At 64.2% G+C, this 23102-nt stretch carries 20 protein-coding genes; 15 read left to right on the forward strand and 5 right to left on the reverse strand.

From position 1 onward, the window contains the following. Window positions 1-25: 25 nt before the first annotated feature. From FGK64_RS01910 to FGK64_RS01930, 5 genes are all read right to left on the reverse strand, one after another. Window positions 26-1033, reverse strand: coding sequence for a molybdopterin-binding protein (locus tag FGK64_RS01910; RefSeq protein ID WP_138862110.1), 1008 nt, complete (start codon window positions 1031-1033; stop codon window positions 26-28). After that, the gene (locus FGK64_RS01915) at window positions 1030-2004 is read right to left on the reverse strand and encodes an XdhC family protein (protein WP_138862111.1); all 975 of its coding nucleotides are present in this window, start codon (window positions 2002-2004) and stop codon (window positions 1030-1032) included. Before FGK64_RS01915 ends, FGK64_RS01910 begins: the two co-directional genes overlap by 4 nt. A gap of 260 nt (window positions 2005-2264) precedes the next feature. Further along, complete coding sequence (locus FGK64_RS01920) at window positions 2265-3917, reverse strand: OmpA family protein (protein WP_138862112.1); 1653 nt, start codon at window positions 3915-3917, stop codon at window positions 2265-2267. Window positions 3918-4039: 122 nt separating this feature from the next. Beyond that, complete coding sequence (locus FGK64_RS01925) at window positions 4040-5302, reverse strand: vWA domain-containing protein (RefSeq protein WP_138862113.1); 1263 nt, start codon at window positions 5300-5302, stop codon at window positions 4040-4042. Between the two features lie 4 nt (window positions 5303-5306). Continuing rightward, the gene (locus FGK64_RS01930; RefSeq protein WP_138862114.1) at window positions 5307-6215 is read right to left on the reverse strand and encodes an AAA family ATPase; all 909 of its coding nucleotides are present in this window, start codon (window positions 6213-6215) and stop codon (window positions 5307-5309) included. A 168-nt stretch (window positions 6216-6383) separates the two neighbouring features. Between FGK64_RS01930 and FGK64_RS01935 the strand changes: the two genes are divergently transcribed. The 15 genes from FGK64_RS01935 (at window position 6384) to radA (ending at window position 23068) form a co-directional block, all read left to right on the forward strand. Continuing rightward, window positions 6384-7457, forward strand: coding sequence for a glycosyltransferase family 2 protein (locus tag FGK64_RS01935; RefSeq protein ID WP_138862115.1), 1074 nt, complete (start codon window positions 6384-6386; stop codon window positions 7455-7457). Beyond that, entirely contained in the window at window positions 7454-8080 is a 627-nt protein-coding gene (locus tag FGK64_RS01940; RefSeq protein WP_138862116.1) for a sulfotransferase family protein, read from the forward strand. The genes FGK64_RS01935 and FGK64_RS01940 overlap by 4 nt, the downstream gene beginning before the upstream one ends. Continuing rightward, window positions 8080-10410 carry a glycosyltransferase family 2 protein gene (locus FGK64_RS01945; RefSeq protein WP_138862117.1) on the forward strand — a complete coding sequence of 777 codons (2331 nt, stop codon included), beginning with the start codon at window positions 8080-8082 and terminating at the stop codon, window positions 10408-10410. Before FGK64_RS01940 ends, FGK64_RS01945 begins: the two co-directional genes overlap by 1 nt. 30 nt (window positions 10411-10440) lie before the next feature. Next, the gene (locus tag FGK64_RS01950) at window positions 10441-11499 is read left to right on the forward strand and encodes a glycosyltransferase family 2 protein (protein WP_138862118.1); all 1059 of its coding nucleotides are present in this window, start codon (window positions 10441-10443) and stop codon (window positions 11497-11499) included. Window positions 11500-11583: 84 nt separating this feature from the next. Then, window positions 11584-12537 carry a phosphoadenosine phosphosulfate reductase gene (locus tag FGK64_RS01955; protein ID WP_138862119.1) on the forward strand — a complete coding sequence of 318 codons (954 nt, stop codon included), beginning with the start codon at window positions 11584-11586 and terminating at the stop codon, window positions 12535-12537. A 39-nt stretch (window positions 12538-12576) separates the two neighbouring features. After that, a complete protein-coding gene (gene pyrC, locus FGK64_RS01960) occupies window positions 12577-13626 on the forward strand; it encodes a dihydroorotase (RefSeq protein ID WP_138862120.1) in 1050 nt (349 codons plus the stop codon). 159 nt (window positions 13627-13785) lie between these two features. Continuing rightward, a complete protein-coding gene (locus tag FGK64_RS01965) occupies window positions 13786-15132 on the forward strand; it encodes a calcium-binding protein (RefSeq protein ID WP_171053951.1) in 1347 nt (448 codons plus the stop codon). Window positions 15133-15355: 223 nt separating this feature from the next. Then, on the forward strand, window positions 15356-16036 hold the full coding sequence (locus FGK64_RS01970) for an orotate phosphoribosyltransferase (RefSeq protein ID WP_138862122.1): 681 nt from the start codon (window positions 15356-15358) through the stop codon (window positions 16034-16036). 210 nt (window positions 16037-16246) lie between these two features. Next, window positions 16247-17740 carry a replicative DNA helicase gene (locus FGK64_RS01975; protein WP_138862123.1) on the forward strand — a complete coding sequence of 498 codons (1494 nt, stop codon included), beginning with the start codon at window positions 16247-16249 and terminating at the stop codon, window positions 17738-17740. Between the two features lie 39 nt (window positions 17741-17779). Beyond that, the gene (locus FGK64_RS01980) at window positions 17780-18613 is read left to right on the forward strand and encodes a DUF1194 domain-containing protein (RefSeq protein ID WP_246057647.1); all 834 of its coding nucleotides are present in this window, start codon (window positions 17780-17782) and stop codon (window positions 18611-18613) included. 78 nt (window positions 18614-18691) lie between these two features. Beyond that, window positions 18692-19726 carry an alanine racemase gene (gene alr / locus FGK64_RS01985; protein ID WP_138862124.1) on the forward strand — a complete coding sequence of 345 codons (1035 nt, stop codon included), beginning with the start codon at window positions 18692-18694 and terminating at the stop codon, window positions 19724-19726. Window positions 19727-19761: 35 nt separating this feature from the next. Then, the gene (locus FGK64_RS01990; RefSeq protein ID WP_425456604.1) at window positions 19762-20508 is read left to right on the forward strand and encodes an MlaE family ABC transporter permease; all 747 of its coding nucleotides are present in this window, start codon (window positions 19762-19764) and stop codon (window positions 20506-20508) included. Beyond that, entirely contained in the window at window positions 20505-21251 is a 747-nt protein-coding gene (locus tag FGK64_RS01995) for an ABC transporter ATP-binding protein (protein ID WP_138862126.1), read from the forward strand. The genes FGK64_RS01990 and FGK64_RS01995 overlap by 4 nt, the downstream gene beginning before the upstream one ends. A 3-nt stretch (window positions 21252-21254) precedes the next feature. Next, window positions 21255-21704, forward strand: a complete 450-nt coding sequence (locus FGK64_RS02000) for a paraquat-inducible protein A (protein ID WP_138862127.1) — start codon at window positions 21255-21257, stop codon at window positions 21702-21704. Beyond that, window positions 21704-23068, forward strand: coding sequence for a DNA repair protein RadA (radA, locus tag FGK64_RS02005; protein WP_138862128.1), 1365 nt, complete (start codon window positions 21704-21706; stop codon window positions 23066-23068). The genes FGK64_RS02000 and radA overlap by 1 nt, the downstream gene beginning before the upstream one ends. Window positions 23069-23102 lie beyond the last annotated feature (34 nt).

Raw genomic sequence — 23102 nt, forward strand, 5'->3', positions numbered from 1 at the left:
GCCGCAAGTCTGCTGGTGCTGGCGGTCAGCTAGGTTTGGGTTTGCGGCGGCGCGGTTGCGGGCGGGTCGGGATCTCCTTGAGCAGACCGCCGACACCCATGGCCGCAAAATCGCTATCGGTGATGTCAACGCCGCAGGCCACGCGCGCGAGCACCCAATCGGCACCGTTCAGCGCAGGAGAGCGCGCGCAGCCCGGCAGGCCGATCACCGGGCGCGGCCCGATCCGGCCGAGGAACAGCAGGTTACCGGGATCCACCGGCAGCCCGAAGCGCGTCACCGTGCCACCGGCAGAAATGACAGCCGTGGGCGCCACATCGTTGATGTCGGAGGTGGCAGACCCTGTCAGTATCAGCGCGATATCGCCTTTGAGCCTGCCCAGCGCTTCGGCCAGATCGGGTACGCGATGCGGCACATGCTGCACGTCGTCCAGAGTCAGGCCAAGCGCCTCGACCCGGGTGCGGGTGGCGGCGATGCCCTTGTCGCTGTCGGGGCCGTTGGGGATTTCGGTGACCACAAGCCCGGCCGTACGGTGAACCGGCGGCAGCAGGCGGATTGCGCCTTTGGCGGCCTCTTCGGCCCCGGCCACGTCGATTTCCGACACGGCGTAAGAGATGATCTTGATCGTGGCGACCAACTGGCCCGGGCCGACCTGCTGCCAATGGGGAACGGTGGCGACGGTGATCATCGGGTGCACCGAGTTGAAGGCGGTGATGGCCCCGGAGTTCAGCGTGATGACGCCCGGGCCGGTGGCGATCAGGTTCACGCGACCTGTGAAAGCGGTGCTGTGGCGCAGGCCGGCGGCTTCGGGATCAGGGACCAGGGCCCTTGCAAGGCGCGCGGCGGCCGTGTCTTCGGGGACGTCGCCTAAGTCGAGGCGTGCCACGATGATCTCGGCAAGATCGGCGGCGATGAGGCGGGCGATGTCAGCCTTGTCCAGTACCCGCCCCTTGCGCAGGCGAGTCTCGCCCAGCGTGAGGGAGTGGGCCAGGACCGCGCCCAGCGCATCGGCCGGCGCAACGGGGCCGAATTTCATTCCGTGCCCTTTCGCAAAACCTCTGTCATCTGGCCAAGGATCGAAACAGCGATTTCCGCAGGGCTGGCTGCGCCGATGTTCAGCCCGACAGGGCCGTGGATGCGGGCAATATCGGCAGGTGCGATGCCTTCGGCTTCGAGCCGCTCGATCCGTTTGGCGTGGGTTCGGGTGGAACCGAGCGCGCCGATATAGAAGACATTCGCGCGCAGGGCGGCCAGCAGCGCCGGATCGTCCAGCTTTGGATCGTGGGTCAGCAGGACCACGGCGCAGCGCGAGTCGAGACCGACGGTGGCGACCGCATCGTCGGGCCAGTCGTGCAGCAGGCGGGTTTCGGGGAATCGCGCCGGTGTGGCAAACGCCTCGCGCGGGTCAATCACCACGGCATCGTAGCCCAGGATGCGCGCCATCGGCACCAGCGCCTGCGCGATGTGTACGGCGCCGACGACGACCAGCCGCAGGGGCGGGTTGTGGATGCTGAAGAAGGTGGCGCCGTCGTCTTCGAACCCGGAGCGGTCGGCGCGAAACCTGTCGGGGAAATCCCCGGCCTCGGCGGTTCGTGTGGTCCAAGCGGTGGTATCCACCACCTGCGCGATGGGGTGACGCTGCGCACGGGCGGTGCAGATGCGGTCGAGTTCGTCCACTGGCAAACCGGTACCGATCGGCTGAACCATGACTCGGATCGTTCCGCCGCAGGCGAGGCCAACGGCAAAAGCGTCATCGTCGCTGACACCGAAGGTAAGAATGGTCGAGCGGCCGCTGTCGATGGCGTCCAGCGCCTCGGCCACCACGGCGCCTTCGACGCAGCCACCCGAGACCGAGCCCGCCATGTCGCCGTCGCCCGCCACCGCAAGCATGGCGCCGACCCGGCGTGGGGCGCTGCCCCAGGTTTCGACCACCGTTGCCAGCGCCGCGCCGCGCCCGGCGCGATGCCAGGCCAGCGCGGTTTCGGGAATTGTATCGTGCAGATCCATCGGGGCCTCTTGGCTTGTCGCGGCCGCCTGCGGGGGCGCGGCGGGAATTTACAAAGAATCGGTGCAGCGGCGCGCGGGCGCAACCCCCTGCGCGCATTGGGGCGGGATATTCCTGCCCGGGCGGTGTGCAACGGGGGCTCTGCCCCCGCCCCTTGCGGGGCTCCCCCGGGATATTTGGGCCCCGAAGAATTTGGGATTCACACAAAAAACCGGCGCCGCGGGTGAGGCGGCGCCGGGTTGTTAGCTATCACGCGGTCAGGTCAGTTCAGCAGTTGCGTGATCTGGCGCACGGAAACGCGGCGGTTTTGGCGTTCGGCCCGGTCGGTCGGGACCTTGAGGTCGGCCTCGCCATAGCCCTGAACCACCATATTTTCCGGCGGAACGTCAAAGTATTCCGTCAGCGCCAGCGCCACGGTTTCGGCCCGGCGGTCGGACAGGGCGAGGTTCAGGCCCGCGGTGCCCACGGCGTCAGTGTGGCCTTCGATCAGGAAGACGTTGCCCGGGTTGTCCTGAATGGCCGAGGCCATCGCGCGGCCCAGACCGGCCAGTTCTTGTGCCTGCTCGGGACGGATCACCGCCGAGCCGGTTTCAAAGGTCACGTTGTCGAGGTCGATTTCCGGCACAAGGTGGCGCACCGCGTCGATGTTGCGGATCTGGGCCAGCGAGAAGCGGCGATCGATGTCGTTCTGTTGCGTGGCTTGCAGGGCAAGGCGCAGGTCCTCGGCATTGGTGCTGCCGTTGTAGTCATAGCTTTGGCCGCGATAGGTGGGCAGCTGGCTGACCTGCACGGCCTCGACCGCGCGGGTGTCGTCGAACAGGGTCACTTCCTGCCCGTTGGCCAGAACGCGGGTGCGGCGCAGAACGCGGCCATCGGCGGCGCGCACTGTCACCACCTGGCTGCCGTCAGAGTAGTTCACATAGCTGCGGGTCGAGCCGTCGTTGAACTGCTCGGTGCGCACTTCGCTGCCCGGACGACGCAGCAGGATGTCATCGTCCTTGATGACGCGCAGGCCATTGTCGCCCTGGACCACCACGCGGTCGCCCGAGTTGGTGATCACGCGGTCGTTGTTTTTCAGCAGCTGGTTCACCGCCAGCGCGCCAAGACCAAGGATCGCAACCTTCTGAGCGGTCGAGAGGCCATCGTCGTCTTCGGCTACGGGGGCAACCTGGTTGGCGCGGGTTGCGAATTCCTGGCTGGAAGAACGCACGTCGCCTTCGTTGATGGTCTGGGTGGTCACCTCGCCTTCGCCGGTGCCCGCGGCAGCGGCAGCTTGCGCGTCCGCTTCGAGCTGCTGAGAGGCCGCGGCCTGGGCATCGCTGTTCATCTCCGGCGCGGCATCGACGTCTTCCATGCGTTCGGCGCGACGCTGTTCACGGCGCTCTTCGCGACGCTCGGCTTGGCGCTCTTCGCGACGTTCGGCGCGGCGTTCTTCGGCAGTCAGCCCCTCCTCGGTGGTGGCGGCGGCGGGCGCTTGGGTCGTGACATCGGTCTCGGGTGCAGGGTTTTGCACCTGTTCCTGTGTTGCCTGCTGTTCGGTCACAGGTTCGTTGCCGTTGTTCTGCGCTGCGGGCGCGGTGGCATCGGCCTGCTGGGCGGGTTGCTCGTTCTGTTGCGCCTGCTCTGCGCGCTCAGCTTGGCGTTCTGCCTGACGTTCCGCTTGACGCTCGGCCTGACGTTCCGCCTTGCGCTCGGCCTGACGGTCCGCCTTGCGCTCGGCTTGACGTTCAGCTTTGGCTTCAGCCTTTGCGTCCGCTTCTGCGTTCGCCTCAGCCTGAGCTTCTTGTTCAACCCGCAGCTGCTGTTCCAGCCGTTCGGCGGCAGGGTCTGCGTCGCCTTGGGCGAAGGCAACGTGGGGCATCGCCAGCGACATGGCCAGCACGATTGAAGTCGTTGATTTCAAGACCGATTTCATACCGTATCCTTTCTTTCTTTGCGCAGGTGCGCCAAAGGGCGCCTGTGCGCGCCGTTCCGATGACAACGCCATCTGGCCCGGAAAGGTTTCACAAAACGCTTAAGGCTTGGGCGGATCGCCGCCTATCCCGCTTGCAATTGCGCCAGCAGACGAGGCTTTTCGCCGCTGTCGCCAGGGGTGGACACCACCCGCGCCAGATCTTCGAGCGAGGCGATAGAGTGGCCCGCGCGAAAGCTGTCGACATGTGGCAGCATGGCGGCGATGCCCTGTGCACGGGCGGCAAATCCATCCCAGCGCAGAAGCGGGTTCAGCCAGATCAGCCGCCGCGACGACAGCGCAAGACGCCGCGTTTCATCGGCCAGCGCCTTTGGATCGCCCCGGTCCAACCCGTCTGTGATCAGCAACACGATGGCACCCTGCCCCAGCACCCGGCGCGACCAGTCGCGGTTGAACGTATGCAGGCAATCGCCAATGCGCGTGCCGCCTTCCCAATCCTGCGCTTCGGCCCCGGCAGCCGCCAGCGCCGCATCCACATCGCGCGTTGCAAGATGGCGGGTGATGTTTGTGAGGCGCGTGCCGAAGGTAAAGCCATGCACCTGTGCCCAGCCCTGCCCCTGCCGGTTCGTGACCGCGTGAAGGAAATGCAGCACAAGCCGCGAATACTGGCTCATCGAACCGGAGATGTCGCAAAGCACCACAAGGTTGGGCCAGCGGGTGCGCGGTGTCGCCCTGGCGATACGGTGGATGTTGCCGCCGCGCCGCATCGCCTGCGCCAGCGTGCGGCGCACATCGACACGCGGGCCGTTCGCCACGCCCATCATCCGGCGCGAAGGCAGCGGATCGACCGGCAGCGCAAGGCGTTCCAGCATGCGCTTGGCGGCGGCGACCTCCTCGGTGCTCATCTGTTCGAAATCCAGCGTGCGCAGCCGTTCCTGCGCCGACATGGTCAGCGAGGCGTCTATGTCCAGCGTGATCTCTTCGCCTGCGCTGTCCTGCGGCGCGGGCGGCTCGGGGCCTTGGCCGTCCAGCAGCGCCTCGGCGGCGCGTTTTTCGGCGGCCTTGGCATGGCGGTCCTCTTGCACGCCGCGAATGGCGGGCAGCATCATCGCCATCATGTGTTCAAGGTACCGCGGGTCGCGCCAGTACAGGCGGAACACCTGCCCGAAGACCGCGCGGTGTTCGGGGCGCGACACGAAACAGGCCTGAAGCGTCCAGTAGAAATCGGCCCGGTCGGTGAAGCCCACCGCCTGCACCGCGCGGATCGCATCGATCACCCGGCCCGGCCCGATGGGCAGGCCCGCACGGCGCAGGGCGCGGGCGAAATGGGTGATGTTCCCGGCCAGGCGCGGATTTTCCGGCAGGTCAAGCTCGGCGTAATCGGCCATGCCCTTATGCCGGCGCCAGCGTGGCGCGCGCCTCGTCCAGCAGGCGTTTCGCCTCGGACCCCTGCAGTTTCTGAATGTCGTCCTGATATTTCAGAACCGCGCCCAGCGTGTCGGCGATCACCTCGGGCGAGAGGGTCAGCACATCCAGCGCCAGCAGGCATTTCGCCCAGTCGATAGTTTCGGCGATGCCGGGTTTCTTGAACAGATCCTCGGTGCGCAGCCGCTGGACAAAGGCGACCACCTCGCGGCTCAGCGCCTCTGCGGCCTCGGGGGCGCGGGCGTGCAGGATCTTTAGCTCGCGGTCGAAATCGGGGTAATCAACCCAGTGATACAGGCAGCGCCGTTTCAGCGCGTCATGCACCTCGCGCGTGCGGTTCGAGGTAAGGATGACAATGGGCGGTTCGGGCGCGCGGATCGGGCCAAGCTCGGGGATGGTGACCTGGAACTCGGATAGCGCCTCCAACAGGAAGGCCTCGAACGGGGCATCGGTGCGGTCGAGTTCATCAATCAGCAACACCGGAGCGCCGTTTTCGTCTGGACGCATGGCCTGCAACAGGGGGCGCTCGATCAGGAACTCGCGGCTGAACACTTCGGTCTGTAGGGCGGCGCGGTCGGCGCCGCCTGCGGCCTCGGCGGTGCGGATCGCGACCATTTGCGCGGGGAAGTTCCACTCATACACGGCCGAGGAGGCATCAAGCCCTTCGTAGCATTGCAATCGGATCAGCCGCCGCCCCAGCGAAGCCGCCATTGCCTTGGCGATCTCGGTCTTGCCGACACCCGCTTCGCCCTCAAGGAACAGTGGCCGGCCCAACCGCAGCGACAGGAACACAACAGTTGCCAAGGGCCGGGCGCAGACATAGCCCTGTCCGCCCAGCAAGGTCTGAACCGCGTCGATGCTTTGAGGTGTTGTCATGCCATGCTGCCTCCCGTCCGCAATCAGCACATGAGAGCGGCGCCGCGTCAACCGCACGCCCCTGCGACCCCGGGAAATATTGACGGACTCGCCCCGGAGTGGCATGAAACGTCAATAAAATTCGTGCCATACAGACCGGAACGGCAAGGCGCGACAGCGGGCGGCACCATGAGCGACAGTGTTGGAACAGGCGAAACGGGCGCCGGTGGGCTTCGGATCACCGCCGTCACCTGCGTCAAGAACGAAGGCCCGTTCCTGTTGGAATGGATCGCCTTCAACCGCCTGATTGGTGTGACGGATTTCCTTTTTTATTCAAACGATTGCGATGATGGGACCGATGCGCTGCTGGATGCCTTGGCGGCGCGCGGCATGGTCGTGCACCTGCCCAACCCGGCCGAGGGGCGCAATTACCAGATGGAGGCGCTGAAAGACGCGCGCCACCAGCCCGTTGTGGCAAATGCCGATTGGGTCTGGATCGCCGATGTCGATGAATTCCTGAACATCCATGTGGGCGACCACACCATCCCCGCGCTGATCGCCGCCTGCGGCGACCCGCGGGCGATTTCGCTGAATTTCCAGTTCTTTGCCAATGATGGCGTGGGCGACTATGTCGACGCGCCGGTGATCGCGCAGTTTCAGCGCTCGCACAATCCCGACATCTGGTGCGGCGATGTCGCGATTGAGGTCAAGTCGCTGGTGCGGCGCGATTTTCCGCTGCACTACTACGGCGCGCACCGCCCGTTTTTCAAAAAGACCCTTGCTGCCGACAAACGCCCGACGTGGACGGACGGATCGGGGCGCGAGGTGCCGCACAAGTTTCTGGTGGCCGCCAATACCCGCCGCATCCGGCGTTTTCCGGCGCAGGGCGCGCGGGCTCACGCCACGCTGAACCACTATGCGCTGCGCAGTCTCGACAGCTATCTGGTCAAGAACGACCGGGGCGATGTGAACCGCGAGAACCGCGCGTTTGACGATACATATTGGCGCGAACGCAACGATCCGGCGTTCGAGGACACGTCGATCCAACGCTATCTGCCCGCGCTGACACAGGCCTTGGAGGCATTGAAATCCGATCCCGAAATTCGCGCGTTGCATGATGATTGCGTCGCCCGCCACCGCGCCCGGCGCGATGCGCTGCTGGAACAGGACAGTTATCGCGCCATGCGCGAGGCCCTCGCCCGCGCCTCGACCCTGCCCCCGGCGGAAGAGGCCCTGATCGCCGAACTTGGGCTGGCGCCATGACGCTGCTTGTCGTCAATCTGGGCCTGCCGAAATCCGGCACGACGACGCTGGCCAAGGCGCTGCGCATGTCGGGGCTGTGCGTGGCCGACCACCGGATGCGCGGGCGCAACACCGACGACCCGGCGCTGAAAGGCGCCTTTGTCGGTGAATTGCTGTATCGCGGCTATTTCGAAACCGGCGACCCCGGGCAATACCTGCCGCAGGTGCAGGCGATTTCGGAAATGAGCATGTTGCGGGGTGACGAGTCGCTTTGGCCGCAAACCGATATGGCACTGGTCCGCGCGATCCGTCGACACCACCCGGGCGTGAAATTCCTTGCGTCGCGCCGCGATGCCTTTGCCATGTCGCAATCCATGCTGGCGTGGACGAACCTTGGAACCGACCGCCTGCCCGCCAGCGCCGTTCCCGGCCTGCCTGCGGGCTATGGTGAGACCAGCAAACAGCGCGAAACCTGGATCGACGGGCATTACGACAGCCTGCGGATGCATTTCCAGAACGACCGGACTTTTCAGGAATTCTGGATTGAAGACCCGGAAACCCCCGCCCTTCTGGCCGAGTTTCTTGGCCGCAAAATGCCGTGGTGGGGCCATCTGAACGGCAACCCGCTGAGAGAGCCTGTCTGATGCGGATATACCTGCACATCGGGCCCGATCTGGCGGCCACCACGCGGCTGCAACAGGTGCTGGAGGCAAAGCGCGGGCAGTTGGCGCAGCAAGGCATCCTGTATCCGCGCAGCCCCGGCGGCGCCAACCACACCCGGCTGTTCATGGCAAGTTCGGACCCGGATCGCGTGGATTCGCTGCGCTTCAACCGTGGGCTGGCCGCGCCCGAGGCGCAATCTGCGCTCTACCGCGAGACGATCTCGGACCTTACGCGAGAGGTGGTGGAATCCGGGGCCAAGGTACTGATCCTGTCGGCCGCTCAACTTGGCACCGGGCTGTGCCATCGGGCCGAGCTGGAGCGGCTCCGCGATCTGCTGGGCCATTTTTCGCAGGACATCACCATTGTCTCGCATGTGGATGACCCGGCCCGCGCCTTTGCCCGCCACTATGCCGCGCAGGTCTTCGAAGGCCGCGCCGCCCTGCCCGACCGCGAGCTGGAACTGGCCCGCGCCCCCGACTGGTGGCAGGCCTGCCTCGAAGCCGGCCCTGCGCCCGCCCCCGGCAAAGGTGTCTTCCCCGAGGTGCAAGGCGCGCCCTTCTGGCTGGATTATCACGCGCTGGTCGCGTTCTGGGAGGATGTGTTCGGACCCGGCACCATGCGGCTGCGCGCCTGTCCGCCCGATCTGTTCAGCGGATCTGACGCGCCCGAGGAACTGCGCGCCGCCTTCGACATTGCCGAGCCTATCGGCAAGGCCGATCCGGTTACCGCGCCCGATCAGCCCGCCGCCGCTTGGATCACCCGCGCGCGGCGATTGAACCACCTGCTGATGCAGATGCTGGCCTCTGGCAGATACGTGGTGCCGCGCCAGCTGTGGCGCGGGTTCATGACCGACATGCAGGTGGACGGCGCGCCGCTGGAGCCGGGCATGTTTTCCCCGCTCTCGGCCCGCTTTGCTGAACCGATGGCGCGGCTTACACTGAACCACCCCGGTCTGGCGACCCTGCACGCGCCCGAACCGGCCCCCCTGGCCGAGGCCGACCCCACGCGCGGCTTCCGAGCCACGCAATACCTTCTGGCCTTCAAGTACCGCATTGACCGCGCCACCATAGCCGCACGCCGTGCCCAGCGGGCCAAGCAGGCCAAGCCCGAGCCAAGGCCCAAGGGCCCCAGCCCTGAGGCGCGCGCCATCATGCCCCCGGCGGCCATCGACAAGTACAATTTCCTCACCACCTCGCCCTTCCGCCCGCATGACCGGATCGGACAGGTCAACGAACGCGACCCCGGCGCGCCCTACGACACTGCCCCGCCGCGTACCCTGCCCGAGGGGTCCAGCGGCCGCGTGATCGTCGGCTGCATGAAGAACGAAGCGCCCTATATCGTGGAGTGGGTCGCCTATCACCGCGCCATCGGGATCGAAAACTTCCTGATCTACACCAACGACTGCTCCGACGGCACGTCCGAAATTCTGGAGCGGCTGCAAGAGCTTGGCGTGCTTCAGCACCGGAGCAACGACGCGTGGAAAGGCAATTCGCCCCAGCAGCACGCGTTGAACAAGGCACTGAAGGAACCAGTGATCCGCACTGCCGAATGGATCATCCATATCGACGTGGACGAATTCATCAACGTGCGCTGCGGCAATGGCACGCTGGACGATTTTCTGGCGCGCGTGCCGGATGCCACCAATGTCGCGATGACGTGGCGGCTGTTCGGGCATAACGGCGTAACCGATCTGGCCGACGACTTCGTGATCGACCAGTTCGACACCTGCGCCCCGAAATTCTGCCCCAAGCCGCATACGGCATGGGGGTTCAAGACGATGCTGCGCAACAACGGCGCCTATGCGAAACTCAGCTGCCACCGCCCGAACAAGCTCGACCCCGCGTTTCGCGAGCAGGTGCGCTGGGTCAACGGCTCGGGGCAGGACATGACAAAGGAAGCCGCCGAAAACGGCTGGCGCAATTCGACCAAGACGATCGGCTATGACCTGATCCAGCTGAACCACTATGCCTTGCGCTCGGCCGAGAGTTTCCTAGTGAAACGCCAGCGCGGACGGGCGCTGCATGTGGATCGCTCGATCGGATTGAACTATTGGATCCGGATGGACTGGGGCGATGTGCGCGATGTTACGATCAAGCGCAATGTGCCGCGTCTTCGGGCCGAGTATGACCGGCTGATGCAGGACGATACGCTGCGCGACCTGCACGAAACCGGGCTGGCGTGGCACCGCGCCAAGGCGGCCGAGTTGCACGGGATGCCGGAATTCGAAGACTTGTACCAGCAGGCGCTGAAGGTGAAACTGAACGAAACCGAGCGGGTGGCCTATGCGCTGGCGCTTGACATGGAAAGCTGATCCGCGCGGATTGGTGGCAGGGGTGACGACGTGAACATTACGGCAATCCTGACGGTTCGGAACGAAGCGGCCTTTCTGCTGGAATGGGTGGCCCATCATCTGGCGGCCGGGGTCAAACACATCGTCGTCTATTCAAACGATTGTCAGGATGGCACCGATGCCATGCTGGACCGGATGCAGATGATGGGCTGGTTGACCCATGTGCGCAACGACGGCCCCTATGACCAGGCCGGCATCCAGTTCACCGCGCTGAAACACGCCACCACACTGGACGTGGTGACACAGGCCGACTGGTTGCTGCCGCTGGATGTGGACGAATTCGTGAACGTGCATGTGGGCGACAACACGCTGCCCGCGCTGATCGCCGCCCTGCCCGAGGCGACGGCGATCACCCTGACATGGCGGCTGTTCGGCAATGCCGATGTGGTCGATTACCGCGACCGGCGCGTCACGCATACCTTCACCCGCTGCGCCCCGGTGCACATGCACTGGCCCTGGCGCGCGGCGATGTTCAAGACGCTTTACCGCAACGATGGGACCTATTCGAAACTGGGCGTGCACCGCCCGCGCGGGCATGACAAATCGCGGCTGGATCAGGCGCGCTGGTTCGATGGCGAAGGCCGCGAGTTGGACCAGCAGTTCAAGGTGCGGCGCATTTTTTCGAACTATGGCCGCTCGAACTACAAGCTCGCGCAGCTGAATCACTATCCATTGGGCGCGATGCAAAGTTTCGTGCTGAAATCCGACCGGGGGCGCGCGGTGCATTCCGACGATATGCTGGGCGCCGATTACTGGGTTGAACGCAACTTCAATACCGAGAATGACACATCGGTCAACGCGCTCGATCATGCCTCGGAGCCAGTCCGTCAGGCGCTTTTGGCCGATCCGGTGCTGGGCCCGCTGCACAAGGCGGCGGTGGATTGGAGACACGAGCGATTCACCCACCTGATGCAACGCGAACCGATGCGGGCGCTCTTCGCCAGGTTGTTGATGGCACCCGCCTCTCGCCCTATCAGTGTGCGCGCCGCCCGGGGGCTGACGCGTTACGCCATGATGGCTCAACAATCCCCAAGCGAAGCGGCGGAATAACCCCCCCTCTGGAAACAGTCCCAGCAAGCTCTGGCAATGGGATGCGTCCGGCACTAGATTTCCGCCCGTATCAGGAGTGGGGCGATGCAGGATCTAACCGACAAGGTCGATGTGCCTTTGACAGGGCTGGATATGGCCCAATGGAAGGACCGACTGACCGGGCTTGCCCAAGAGCTGGGCGAATTCCGCAGCCTTGGCCCGCGCCACTTTTCCACGCTGATCCGCCGGAGCGACACGCTGCTGGTCACCTTTGAGACGGTTCAGGGCATCCGCGCGCTGTCGGAAACCGCTACGCCTTTCGGGTTTGAAATGGTGTCGTCGCACGGCTGGTCGCATCTGTGCCTGATCTCCAATGGCGACACATGGTTCCGCGCGGCGCAAGTGTATGACTATTTCGACGAGCTGATCGACGACGGGCTGTTTGACGCCTTCGAGCAGGTCGTTTTCTATGGCGCGGGTCCCTGCGGCTATGCGGCGGCCGCCTACTCTGTCGCGGCCCCGGGGGCGACGGTTGTAGCGGTGCAGCCTCAGGCCACGCTGGATCCGGATATGGCAGGCTGGGATCCCCGGTTCTCCGAATTGCGCCGACTATGCTTCACCGACCGTTACGGCTATGCGCCCGATATGCTGGATGCCGCCGAACGCGCCTTCATCCTGTATGACCCGCGGCAGGAATTCGATGCGATGCACGCCGCGCTTTACGCCCGCCCCAATGTCACGCGCCTGCGCATGCCGCACATGGGCGCGGCGCTGCAAACCCAGCTTATCGAGATGGATATCCTGTATCCGATCCTGGACCTTGCCGGTCAGGACCGCCTGACATCTGCCAGTTTCTACCGCCTCTACCGCGCGCGGCGCGACAACCCCTCCTATCTGCGCTCGCTCATGGGATGGCTTGATGGCGAAGATCGCGCCTATCTGAACATGATGCTGTGTTCCAATGTCAGCGCGCGGCTGAACGCGCCGAAATTCCGCCGCAGGCTGGATGCACTAAGGCGCGAATTGGGCATGGAAGAACCGCGCGCCTCGGCCGGATAACGCTGGCCTGATCAGCGGCGCTATGCTAGCGCAGCCACCATGAGCCAGAGCCTGACGATCCGCCGCCCCGACGATTGGCACCTGCACCTGCGCGATGGCGCAATGCTGCGTGCCGTCCTGCCCGAAACCGCCCGCGATTTCGCCCGCGCGATCGTCATGCCCAACCTCGTCCCGCCCGTGGTGACTGGCGCGCAGGCCTCCGCCTATCGCGACCGCATTCTGGCCGCCCTGCCCGACGGCATGGCTTTCGAACCGCTGATGACGCTGTATCTGACCGAGGACACCGACCCCGAGGATGTGGCCGCCGCCCATGCCAGCGGTCTGGTCAAGGCGGTGAAGCTTTACCCGGCCGGGGCCACCACGAATTCCGCCAGCGGCGTGACGAACTTTGACAACGTGCGCGGCGTGCTGGAGCGGATGGCTGAAATCGGGCTGCCAATGTGCGTGCACGGCGAAGTCACCGACCCCGAGATCGACATTTTCGACCGCGAAGCCGTGTTCATCGACCGCGTGCTGGATCCGATCCGCCGCGCGACACCGGGCCTGCGCGTGGTGATGGAACATATCACCACCTCGAATGCGGTGGACTATGCCCGCGCCCAAGGCGACGACCTTGGCGCGACGATCACCACGCATCACCTTGTAATCAACCGCAACCACATCCTCGCCGGAGGGATTCGGCCGCATTATTACTGCCTGCCCGTGGCCAAGCGCGAATCGCACCGTCTGGCGCTGCGGGCGGCGGCCACCAGCGGCGAAGCCCGGTTTTTTCTGGGCACCGACAGCGCCCCTCATACCGACGCGAACAAGCTGCTGCCCTGTGGCTGTGCGGGCTGCTTTACCGCGACGAACACGATGTCAATCCTCGCCCATGTTTTCGAAGAAGAAAGCGCGCTGGACCGGCTCGAATCCTTCACCTCCCTGAACGGCCCGGCCTTCTATCGCCTTGATCCGAATGAGGAAACAATCACCCTGACACGGGAAGATCGTCCTATAGCGTTCCCGGACCACATCGACACGGGTGACGGAAAAGTAACAGTTTTCGATCCCGGATTCCCGCTTTCGTGGAAAACGTCCCACAGGGCTTGATCGCGATTTGGTGATCGGTACAACCAGTCTCTGTCAGGTCATCTGACCGGCACCAGCGGGTCGCGTATTCGCCAGATTTTAACCTAGGGCTGGCACCTCGCCTCGCGGGTCGCCCCGCGTATGGATGGCCCAGACGGGGGCAAAGCACAGGACGGAATTATGACAACAATTAATCTTACAGGCGTGCGGGTCAGTTTCCAGGACTTCGTCACCGTAGATGCACGCCAAGGTCTCGCGCAGATCATTGTCGGGTCGGAGAACGACACTTTCTCTTACTCAATCGTCGGCTACGACGACGGTGTTCCGGTTGCCGAAATTTCGGACACGGTTGTGCAGGCCGTGTTTGACGGCGTGTCGGATTATTATGCGCCCGAGAACATGGTAGCCTATATGGTCGAGGTGAACTGGGGCGCCAACAACATCTCAACCGTTCTGGGCGTGCGCTGGGAAACCGGTCCGAACACCGACACGGAATACTATTTCGTCCTGGATGGTGCCGATTTCCCGACGATCGACACAGCGTCAGATTGGGATGACTTTGATCTTCTGATCAACAGCATCAGCGCACCGACCGGACCATACGCTCCGGGCCAGCAGATCGCCTGGACCGACTTCAACAGCGCGACCACAACCGAAGACGACGAATTCTACGGCACGCCCGAGCGCGACATTTTCGCAGGCGGGATCGGCGATGACTACTTCATCAGTTCGGCGGGCAATGATGTGTACCGCGGGCAGGCCGGGATCGACCAGGTGACCTTTCTCGGCGACCCGACCGGCGTCTATGCCAACCTCAACACCGGCCGCGCCACCGATGGCTGGGGCAACCGGGACAAATTGTTCAGCATCGAGATGCTGCGCGGGTCCATGCACGACGATCGTTTTGTCGGGTCGGATGGCAACGATATAATGCGCGGGCTCGCTGGCAACGACTTTATGAATGCCGGGAACGGCCGCCAGGACACCGTGCGCTATGATCGTGACACCCGCTTTGGCGGCAACGACGGCGTAACCGTTCGACTGGATCGGGAATTCGCAATTGATGGCTTCGGCGACCGTGACATCCTGAAGGGCTTTGAAAATGCCATGGGGTCCGATTTCAATGATCGGATCTATGGCGACAACGGCAACAACCGGTTGATCGGCCTCGACGGCGCGGACAAGTTGTTTGGTCTGAACGGCCGAGACACGCTTGAAGGCGGCGCAGGGCGTGATGTTCTGGACGGCGGCAACGGCGACGATCTGCTGATCGGCGGCGCACAAGCCGACAAATTTGTTTTCTCGGGCAGGTTCGGAAATGACACAATCGCCGACTTCCAGATCAGCGGAAAAGCCGAGAAGATCGATCTGTCGGGCGTGATCCGCATCAAATCGTTCCGCGATCTAAAAAACAATCACCTGTCCGAGGTGGATGGCGACGCGGTGATTTCCGACAACAACGGCAATACCATCACGCTTGATGGCGTTGCCATGGACGACCTGCGCGTCAACGACTTCCTGTTCTAAGTTCCTGCTCGCACTTGGGACAGTGGCCAGGGGTACGGACCCGGCCTGCCCCCGCCCCGATCTGCCAATCGGGGCGGGATTTCTATTAAAGGAGGCCCGATCTGCCAAACGAGGCGGTTTTTCTATTAGGGGGCCCGATCTGCCAATTTCGGTAGGCTTTCCTTTTCGGGCCCGCTGCCTTATGCCACCCCGCAATCCGCCCCCAGAACAGGACAGTTCCCCGATGATTCCCTCCTCCTTCCCCGACGCCAAGGAAATCTCGCGACTGTCGGCCCGGATGCTGCTGGAGATCGGAGCGGTGCATCTGAACGCGGACGAACCGTTCACGCTGGCCTCGGGGCTGCCCAGCCCGACCTATATCGACTGCCGCAAGCTGATCTCTTACCCGCGTATCCGCTCGACCCTGATGGATTTCCTGGCGGTCACCGTGATGCGTAACGCCGGGTTCGAGGCGTTTGACAACATCGCCGGTGGGGAAACCGCGGGCATCCCCTTTGCCGCTCTTATGGCCGAACGCATGGCTCTGCCCATGACCTATGTCCGTAAGAAGCCGAAGGGCTATGGCCGCAACGCGCGAATCGAAGGCGTGATGGGCGAAGGCGACAGGGTTCTGCTGGTCGAGGATCTGACGACCGATGGCGGCAGCAAGCTGAGCTTTGTCGACGCCATCCGCGACACCGGCGCCACCTGCGCACATACGGCCGTGATCTTTTACTACGGCATTTTTCCCGAGACGATCAAAACGCTGGGTGATCATGGCGTTGCACTGCACCATCTGTGTACGTGGTGGGACGTGCTCGAAGAAGCCCGCGAGAGCGGTGCCTTCAGCGCCGACACCCTGTCGGAAGTGGAAAGCTTCCTGCGCGCGCCGCGTGCATGGCAAGAGGCACGTCAGCCTGGCTGACCTTGTCCCAAATGGCGGAATGTGGCCGGTCAACACCTCACATTACGCCACATATCGGCATACAAGAGGGCAAATCGCCCATATGTTGCGCCGCAACTGTTAAGTAAGATTAATCCACAGCTTATACAGTTTGCCTGACACCGGTGGTTTTTGGTAGGTATTCCGAACCAAAGACGAGATCGCGCAGACGCGACAGCGCAGAGGGTCGAGATGAACGAGATCACCAGTTTCGACGGGAAAACGGCTGACATTCAGTCGCCCGAGACCATGCCCCATTCGGTGGAGGCCGAACAGCAGCTGCTGGGCGCGGTGCTGACGAACAACGATGTCTACGACCGTATTGCCTCGATCATCGGGCCGCAGCATTTCTATGATCCGGTGCACGCGCGCATCTTTGAAATCGCCGCAGCGCGGATTGCCAAGAATGCGCTCGCCTCGCCCGTAACGCTGAAAGCGTTCATGGAGGACGACGCCGGCCTGAAGGAATTGGGCGGGCCGGCCTACCTTGCACGACTCGCGGCCAACGCCATCAGTGCTTTCGCGGTGCGCGACTACGCCCAGATGGTCTATGACCTTGCGATCCGGCGCGAGCTGATCGGGCTGGGGCGCGAGATCTCGGAGAAAGCCGCCCGGGTCGAAGTGTCGTCGGAGCCCCGCGAGCAGATCGTCGAAGCCGAACAGATGCTTTACAAGCTGTCGGAACAGGGTCGCGCCGAAAGCGGGTTCCAGAGTTTCCTGAGCGCCGTGACCGAGGCGGTGAACGTCGCCAACGCGGCCTATCAGCGCGAAGGCGGGCTGGCGGGCATCTCTACCGGGCTGATCGACATGGACAAGAAGCTGGGCGGGCTGCACCCGTCTGACCTTTTGATCCTCGCCGGGCGTCCGTCGATGGGGAAAACCTCGCTCGCGACGAACATCGCCTTCAACGTCGCCAAGGCGTACAAACGCGGGATGCGCCCGGACGGCACCGAGGGCACCATCGAAGGCGGGGTTGTCGGTTTCTATTCGCTGGAGATGAGCGCCGAGCAGCTGGCCGCGCGGATCCTCTCGGAAGCGTCCGAGGTGCCATCCGAACAGATTCGCCGCGGCGACATGACCGAGGCCGAATTCCGCCGTTTCGTGGATGCCGCCAAGGCACTGGAAGCCTGCCCGCTGTATATCGACGACACCCCTGCCCTGCCGATTTCGCAACTGGCCGCCCGCGCACGGCGGCTGAAGCGGACGCACGGCCTTGACGTTTTGATCATCGACTATCTTCAGCTGGTGCGCCCCGCCTCGGCCAAGGACAGCCGCGTGAACGAGGTGTCCGAGATCACGCAGGGCATGAAGGCCATCGCCAAGGAGCTGGATATTCCGGTGATCGCCCTGTCGCAGCTGTCGCGCCAGGTGGAATCGCGCGAGGATAAACGGCCCCAGCTGTCGGACCTGCGGGAATCGGGTTCGATCGAGCAGGACGCCGACGTGGTTATGTTCGTGTTCCGCGAGGAATATTACAAGGAACGCGAAAAGCCCGGCGATCACGACCTCGACAAGATGGCCGCCTGGCAGGACGAGATGGAGCGCCTGCACGGCAAGGCCGAGGTTGTCATCGGCAAGCAGCGTCACGGGCCCATCGGCACCGTCGAACTGAGTTTCGAGGGCCGGTTCACCCGCTTTGGCAACCTGATCAAGCCCTGGCAGCAATCGGGCGAGCAGGAATTCTAGGCACCGCGGGCCGAATTGGCGCTGTTTACGGATTCGTGAATGGACAGGCGCCCGCCAGCCGGGCGCTATGGTCGCATGTGGTTGCGGTCTGCCCTATTCACCCTTGCGTTTGCTCTGCCTCTGTCGGTACGTGCCGACCCGGTCGAGGTGGATGTCGAGCTGTTTCTGGCGGTTGATGTCTCTCGGTCGATGTCTCCTCAGGAACTCGAGATCCAGCGCAGGGGCTATGCCGCCGCGCTCTCGGATCCCGAAGTAATAGATGTGATTGCCGGCGGCATGATCGGGCGCATCGCGCTAACCTACGTGGAATGGGCCGGTGACAGCAGCCAGACGGTGATCGTGCCATGGACGTTGATCGACAGCCCCGAGGCTGGGCAAGCGGTGGCAGAGCGGCTGACCGCATGGTTCAGCAACGGAATGCGGCGTACTTCGATTGCCGGGGTCCTTGACTATGCGGCCGATGCCTTTGAAACGAACAGCTACACCGGGTTGCGCCGGGTGATCGACGTATCGGGCGACGGGCCGAACAATCAGGGCCGCCCGGTGCTGGACGCGCGCGCCGATGTTCAGGCGCGCGGGATTACCATCAATGGCCTGCCCCTGATGACGCAGGATGCGTTCTCGCTGCGCTGGGGCATTCCGGATCTGGATGCCTATTACCTGAACTGCGTGATCGGCGGACCCGGCGCTTTTGTTCTGCCGGTGCTAAGCTGGGACCAGTTCGCGGATAGTGTCAAACGCAAGCTGATCCTTGAAATCGCCGCACGCCCTGCCCCCGCCCCGCCCGAGCGCATAATGAAGGCGCAGGGCTACGATTGCCTGATCGGCGAAAAGAAGTGGGAATCGAACCAGTTCGATTTCAACTCGCCCTAAGTCCAGTGACAGCGGCAAGGCTTCGCACGCGGTGGCATTCCCCCTTGACGCGCGCGGCCCCCGTGTCAAGAACGGCGCATGAGCAGTGGACATCTGACAATCGACCTGGGCGCGCTGGCCGCCAACTGGCGCGCGCTTGATGCGCGCACCGGCTGTGAAACCGCCGCCGTGGTCAAGGCCGACGGCTATGGGCTGGGCGCCGCCCGTGTGGCCCGCGCACTGGCCGATGCCGGGGCGCGGCGGTTTTTCGTGGCCGTGGCCGAAGAAGGCGCCGCTGTGCGGGCCGCGCTTGGCCCCGGTGTGATGATCGGCGTGTTTTCCGGCCATATGGACGGCGACAGTGATCTGATCCGTGACAACGACCTGACCCCGATGCTGAATTCGGTCGACCAGATGTTGCGCCATGTCGAGGCGCTGCCCGACCGCCGGTTCGGCATTCAGCTGGATTCCGGCATGAACCGTCTGGGGATGGAGCCTGCCGAATGGGCCGCCCTCCGCGATGTGGCGCTGCGGCAGAAGCCGGTGCTGATCATGTCGCATTTGGCCTGCGCGGATGAACCCGAGCACGAGATGAACGCCCAGCAATTGCAAAGTTTCATTGAGATGACGGCCGATCTGAATGTGCCGCGCTCGCTGTCGGCGACGGGCGGCATCTTGCTGGGCAAGAAGTATCATTTCGATCTGACCCGTCCGGGCATCGGATTGTACGGCGGGTTGCCGTTTGACCGCGCGGCCAAGGTGGCGCGGCTGGACGTGCCGGTGATACAGGTGCGCGATGCCGAGGTGGGTGAAACCGCCGGGTACGGCAACACCTGGACGGCCACGCGCCCTTCACGGCTGGCGACGGTGGCGGCAGGCTATGCCGATGGCATCCTGCGCGCGATGGGGCCGAAGGTTTCTTTGTATCATGGCGACAAGCCCTGCCCCGTGGCAGGCCGCATCTCGATGGATCTGATTATCGTCGATGTGACCGACCTGGAACAGGATCCGCCCTATCTGACCTTGCTGGGACCGCATCAGGGTGTCGACGATCTGGCCGATGCCGCCGGGACCATCGGCTATGAAATCCTGACCAGCCTTGGCGCCCGTTACAGCCGGAGCTATCGCGCATGAACGCAATCCTCGCCTTTCCCGCGCTGATCGGCGCCATGGTCCTGCGCTTTGCCGCCTCGGTCGGGCGCGTCGTGATCTTTGGCGCGCGCACGGCCAGCCACGTCGTGCGCCCACCGATCTATCCGCGCGAACTGGCCGTGGCGCTTTTGAACATCGGCTGGCTGTCGCTGCCGGTGGTGGGGCTGACCGCCATTTTCACCGGGGGCGCCCTGGCGCTGCAAATCTATTCCGGTGGCGCGCGCTTCAACGCCGAGGCCGTGGTGCCCCAGATCGTCGCCATCGGCATGGTGCGCGAACTTGGCCCCGTGCTGGTCGGCTTGATGATCGCGGCCCGCGTCACCTCCAGCATCGCGGCGGAAATCGCTACGATGAAGGTGACCGAACAGATCGACGCGCTGGTGACGCTGTCGACCAACCCGATGAAATACCTTGTCGTGCCGCGCGTTCTGGCCGCGCTGATCACCGTGCCGCTTCTGGTGGGGATCGGCGACATCATTGGCATCGCGGGCGGCTATACCGTGGCGGTGCAGAACCTTGGCTTCAACGCCTCGGCCTATCTGACCAACACGATCCAGTTCCTCGAGTTGCGCGACATCGTGTCGAGCCTTGCCAAAGGGGCCGCCTTTGGCGTGATCGCGGCGTTGATGGGGTGCTATTACGGGATGCAGTCCGACCGGGGGGCGCAGGGCGTGGGCCGGGCCACCAAGAACAGCGTCGAGGCCGCGGCCGTGCTGATCCTGGCCGCCAACTTCATTCTGACCGGGGTGTTCTTTTCGATATGATCCAGTTCAGAGACGTCCATAAATCCTTTGGCTCCAACCATGTTCTGCGCGGGCTTGACCTGACGATCGAGCGCGGCACCTCGATGGTGATCATTGGCGGCTCGGGCACCGGGAAGTCGGTGGCGCTGAAATGCGTGCTGGGGCTGATCCGGCCCGATTCCGGGTCGATCACCGTGGATGGGCAGGATGCCTATACCGGTGACCGCGACGCCTTTCTGGCGCGCTTCGGGATGCTGTTCCAGGGCGGCGCGCTGTTTGATTCGCTGCCGGTCTGGCAGAACGTCGCCTTTCGCCACATGCGCGGGTCGCTGAAGAAACCGGCGGAAGAGGCGCGCGCGCTGGCCATCGACAAGCTGCGCCGCGTCGGGCTGAAGGCGCATGTGGCCGACCTGCTGCCGGCCGAGCTGTCGGGCGGGATGCAGAAACGCGTGGGCCTGGCGCGCGCCATCGCCGCCGATCCCGAAATCATATTCTTTGACGAACCAACCACCGGGCTGGACCCGATCATGTCGGGCGTCATCAACGACCTGATCCGCGAAATCGTGGTTGAAATGGGCGCAACCGCCATGACGATCACCCACGACATGTCCAGCGTGCGCGCCATTGCCGACAACATCGCCATGCTGCACGAAGGCCAGATCAAATGGACCGGCCCGGTGTCGCAGATGGATGACTCGGGCGATCCCTACCTGGAACAGTTCATCACCGGCAGCGCCACCGGCCCGATCGAGGCGGTGCGCTAGGCGATGGCCCTGCGCCTGGCCAACCTGATGTTGCTGGTGCTGTATCCGGTGGCCTGGTTCGCCCCGCTTCTGCGCGCCGGGATCGACCTGCCGCTGTTCGGGCTAAGCGAAATTTCGGTGATTTCCGGGCTGCAAAGCCTGTGGGACAGCGACGTGGTTCTGGCGCTGATCGTGACCTTCCTGGCGATCTTTGCGCCCTACCTGAAAACCATCGGGCTGGCCTTGATCCACTTTGGCATGTTGCGCCGCCGCCTGCTGCCCGCGCTTGACCTGCTGGGCAAGCTGGCGATGGCCGACATGTTCCTGATCGCGCTTTATGTCGTGATCGCCAAGGGCATCGGACTGGCCCGGATCGAGATTGCCTGGGGCATCTACCTGTTCACCGCCTGCGTCATCAGCTCGATCCTGATTGCGCATTTCACCGCCAAACGTCAGCGCGCCGGGGGGGCATAATGGCCAAATCCACCACCTTCGTCTGCACCGCCTGCGGGGCCAGTTCATCGAAATGGTCGGGCCGCTGCGAGGCCTGCGGCGAATGGAACACCATCATCGAGGAAAAGCCGCTGTCGGTCGGCCCCGCGTCGAAATCGCTGGGCGGCAAGCGGGGCCGGACCATCCCGCTGAGCGATCTGTCGACGCGCGAAACCCCGCCCCCGCGCACCTGCTCTGGCATTGACGAGCTCGACCGCGTGTTGGGCGGCGGGCTGGTCGATGCCTCGGCCATCCTTGTGGGCGGTGACCCGGGCATCGGGAAATCCACGCTGCTGTTGCAGGGCGCGGCCAAGTTCGCGATGGCCGGGCTGAAAACCATCTATATCTCGGGCGAGGAAGCCTCGGCCCAGGTGCGGATGCGTGCTCAGCGGCTGGGGCTGGCCGAAGCGCCGGTGCGGCTGGCCACGGAAACCAGCCTGCGCGACATCCTGACCACGCTCGAGGCGGAAAAGCCTGACCTCGTAGTGATCGATTCGATCCAGACGATGTGGGCCGACAATGTCGACAGCGCGCCCGGCTCCGTGTCGCAGGTGCGCGCCGCCGCGCATGAGCTGACGACATTCGCCAAGCGGCACGGGACATCCGTCATTCTGGTCGGCCACGTCACCAAGGAAGGCCAGATCGCCGGCCCCCGCGTCGTCGAACACATGGTCGATACCGTGCTGTATTTCGAAGGCGAACGCGGCCACCAGTTCCGCATCCTGCGCGCGGTGAAGAACCGCTTTGGCCCGGCGGATGAAATCGGCGTGTTCGAAATGACCGGCCGCGGGCTCTCGGAAGTCACCAACCCCTCGGCCCTGTTCCTGTCGGAACGCGGCACACCCAGCCCAGGATCGGTCGTTTTCGCCGGAATCGAAGGCACCCGCCCCGTGCTGGTCGAGCTTCAGGCGCTGGTCGCCCCCTCGCCCCATTCGCAGCCGCGTCGCGCGGTGGTGGGCTGGGACGGCAGCCGCCTTGCGATGATCCTCGCCGTTCTCGAAGCGCGCTGCGGCATCCCCTTTGCCGGGTTGGATGTATACCTGAACGTGGCGGGCGGCATGAAGATTTCCGAACCCGCCGCCGATCTGGCCGTCGCCGCCGCCCTGCTCAGCGCGCGGGAAGATGCCGCACTGCCCGCCGAAACCGTTGTTTTCGGGGAAATCAGCCTGTCCGGCGCCCTGCGCCCCGCCCCCCAGACGGAAAACAGGTTGAAAGAGGCGCAAAAACTTGGTTTTACCGCCGCCATCGCCCCCGCGGGTGGCAAATCCGGCACAGATGCCGGGATGAAGATCACCCGGGCCACAGATCTGACAGGTTTTGTTGGCGAAGTATTCGGGGCGGGATAATGTCCGCCGCAACTGGCAAGCACGAGGGCTAAAG

The organism is Arenibacterium halophilum, from assembly GCF_005938225.1.
In the GTDB taxonomy this organism is placed as follows: domain Bacteria; phylum Pseudomonadota; class Alphaproteobacteria; order Rhodobacterales; family Rhodobacteraceae; genus Arenibacterium; species Arenibacterium halophilum.

Bases quoted from the DNA above. Each gene is read 5' to 3' on its own strand.
- FGK64_RS01935 (WP_138862115.1), top strand. From the start codon at position 6,384: ATGAGCGACAGTGTTGGAACAGGCGAAACGGGCGCCGGTGGGCTTCGG.
- FGK64_RS01920 (WP_138862112.1), bottom strand. From the start codon at position 3,917: ATGAAATCGGTCTTGAAATCAACGACTTCAATCGTGCTGGCCATGTCG.
- FGK64_RS01915 (WP_138862111.1), bottom strand. From the start codon at position 2,004: ATGGATCTGCACGATACAATTCCCGAAACCGCGCTGGCCTGGCATCGC.
- FGK64_RS01930 (WP_138862114.1), bottom strand. From the start codon at position 6,215: ATGACAACACCTCAAAGCATCGACGCGGTTCAGACCTTGCTGGGCGGA.
- FGK64_RS01945 (WP_138862117.1), top strand. From the start codon at position 8,080: ATGCGGATATACCTGCACATCGGGCCCGATCTGGCGGCCACCACGCGG.
- FGK64_RS01980 (WP_246057647.1), top strand. From the start codon at position 17,780: ATGGACAGGCGCCCGCCAGCCGGGCGCTATGGTCGCATGTGGTTGCGG.
- FGK64_RS01975 (WP_138862123.1), top strand. From the start codon at position 16,247: ATGAACGAGATCACCAGTTTCGACGGGAAAACGGCTGACATTCAGTCG.
- alr (WP_138862124.1), top strand. From the start codon at position 18,692: ATGAGCAGTGGACATCTGACAATCGACCTGGGCGCGCTGGCCGCCAAC.
- FGK64_RS01970 (WP_138862122.1), top strand. From the start codon at position 15,356: ATGATTCCCTCCTCCTTCCCCGACGCCAAGGAAATCTCGCGACTGTCG.
- FGK64_RS01995 (WP_138862126.1), top strand. From the start codon at position 20,505: ATGATCCAGTTCAGAGACGTCCATAAATCCTTTGGCTCCAACCATGTT.
- FGK64_RS01910 (WP_138862110.1), bottom strand. From the start codon at position 1,033: ATGAAATTCGGCCCCGTTGCGCCGGCCGATGCGCTGGGCGCGGTCCTG.
- radA (WP_138862128.1), top strand. From the start codon at position 21,704: ATGGCCAAATCCACCACCTTCGTCTGCACCGCCTGCGGGGCCAGTTCA.
- FGK64_RS01955 (WP_138862119.1), top strand. From the start codon at position 11,584: ATGCAGGATCTAACCGACAAGGTCGATGTGCCTTTGACAGGGCTGGAT.
- FGK64_RS01925 (WP_138862113.1), bottom strand. From the start codon at position 5,302: ATGGCCGATTACGCCGAGCTTGACCTGCCGGAAAATCCGCGCCTGGCC.
- FGK64_RS01940 (WP_138862116.1), top strand. From the start codon at position 7,454: ATGACGCTGCTTGTCGTCAATCTGGGCCTGCCGAAATCCGGCACGACG.
- FGK64_RS01990 (WP_425456604.1), top strand. From the start codon at position 19,762: ATGGTCCTGCGCTTTGCCGCCTCGGTCGGGCGCGTCGTGATCTTTGGC.
- FGK64_RS01965 (WP_171053951.1), top strand. From the start codon at position 13,786: ATGACAACAATTAATCTTACAGGCGTGCGGGTCAGTTTCCAGGACTTC.
- pyrC (WP_138862120.1), top strand. From the start codon at position 12,577: ATGAGCCAGAGCCTGACGATCCGCCGCCCCGACGATTGGCACCTGCAC.
- FGK64_RS02000 (WP_138862127.1), top strand. From the start codon at position 21,255: ATGGCCCTGCGCCTGGCCAACCTGATGTTGCTGGTGCTGTATCCGGTG.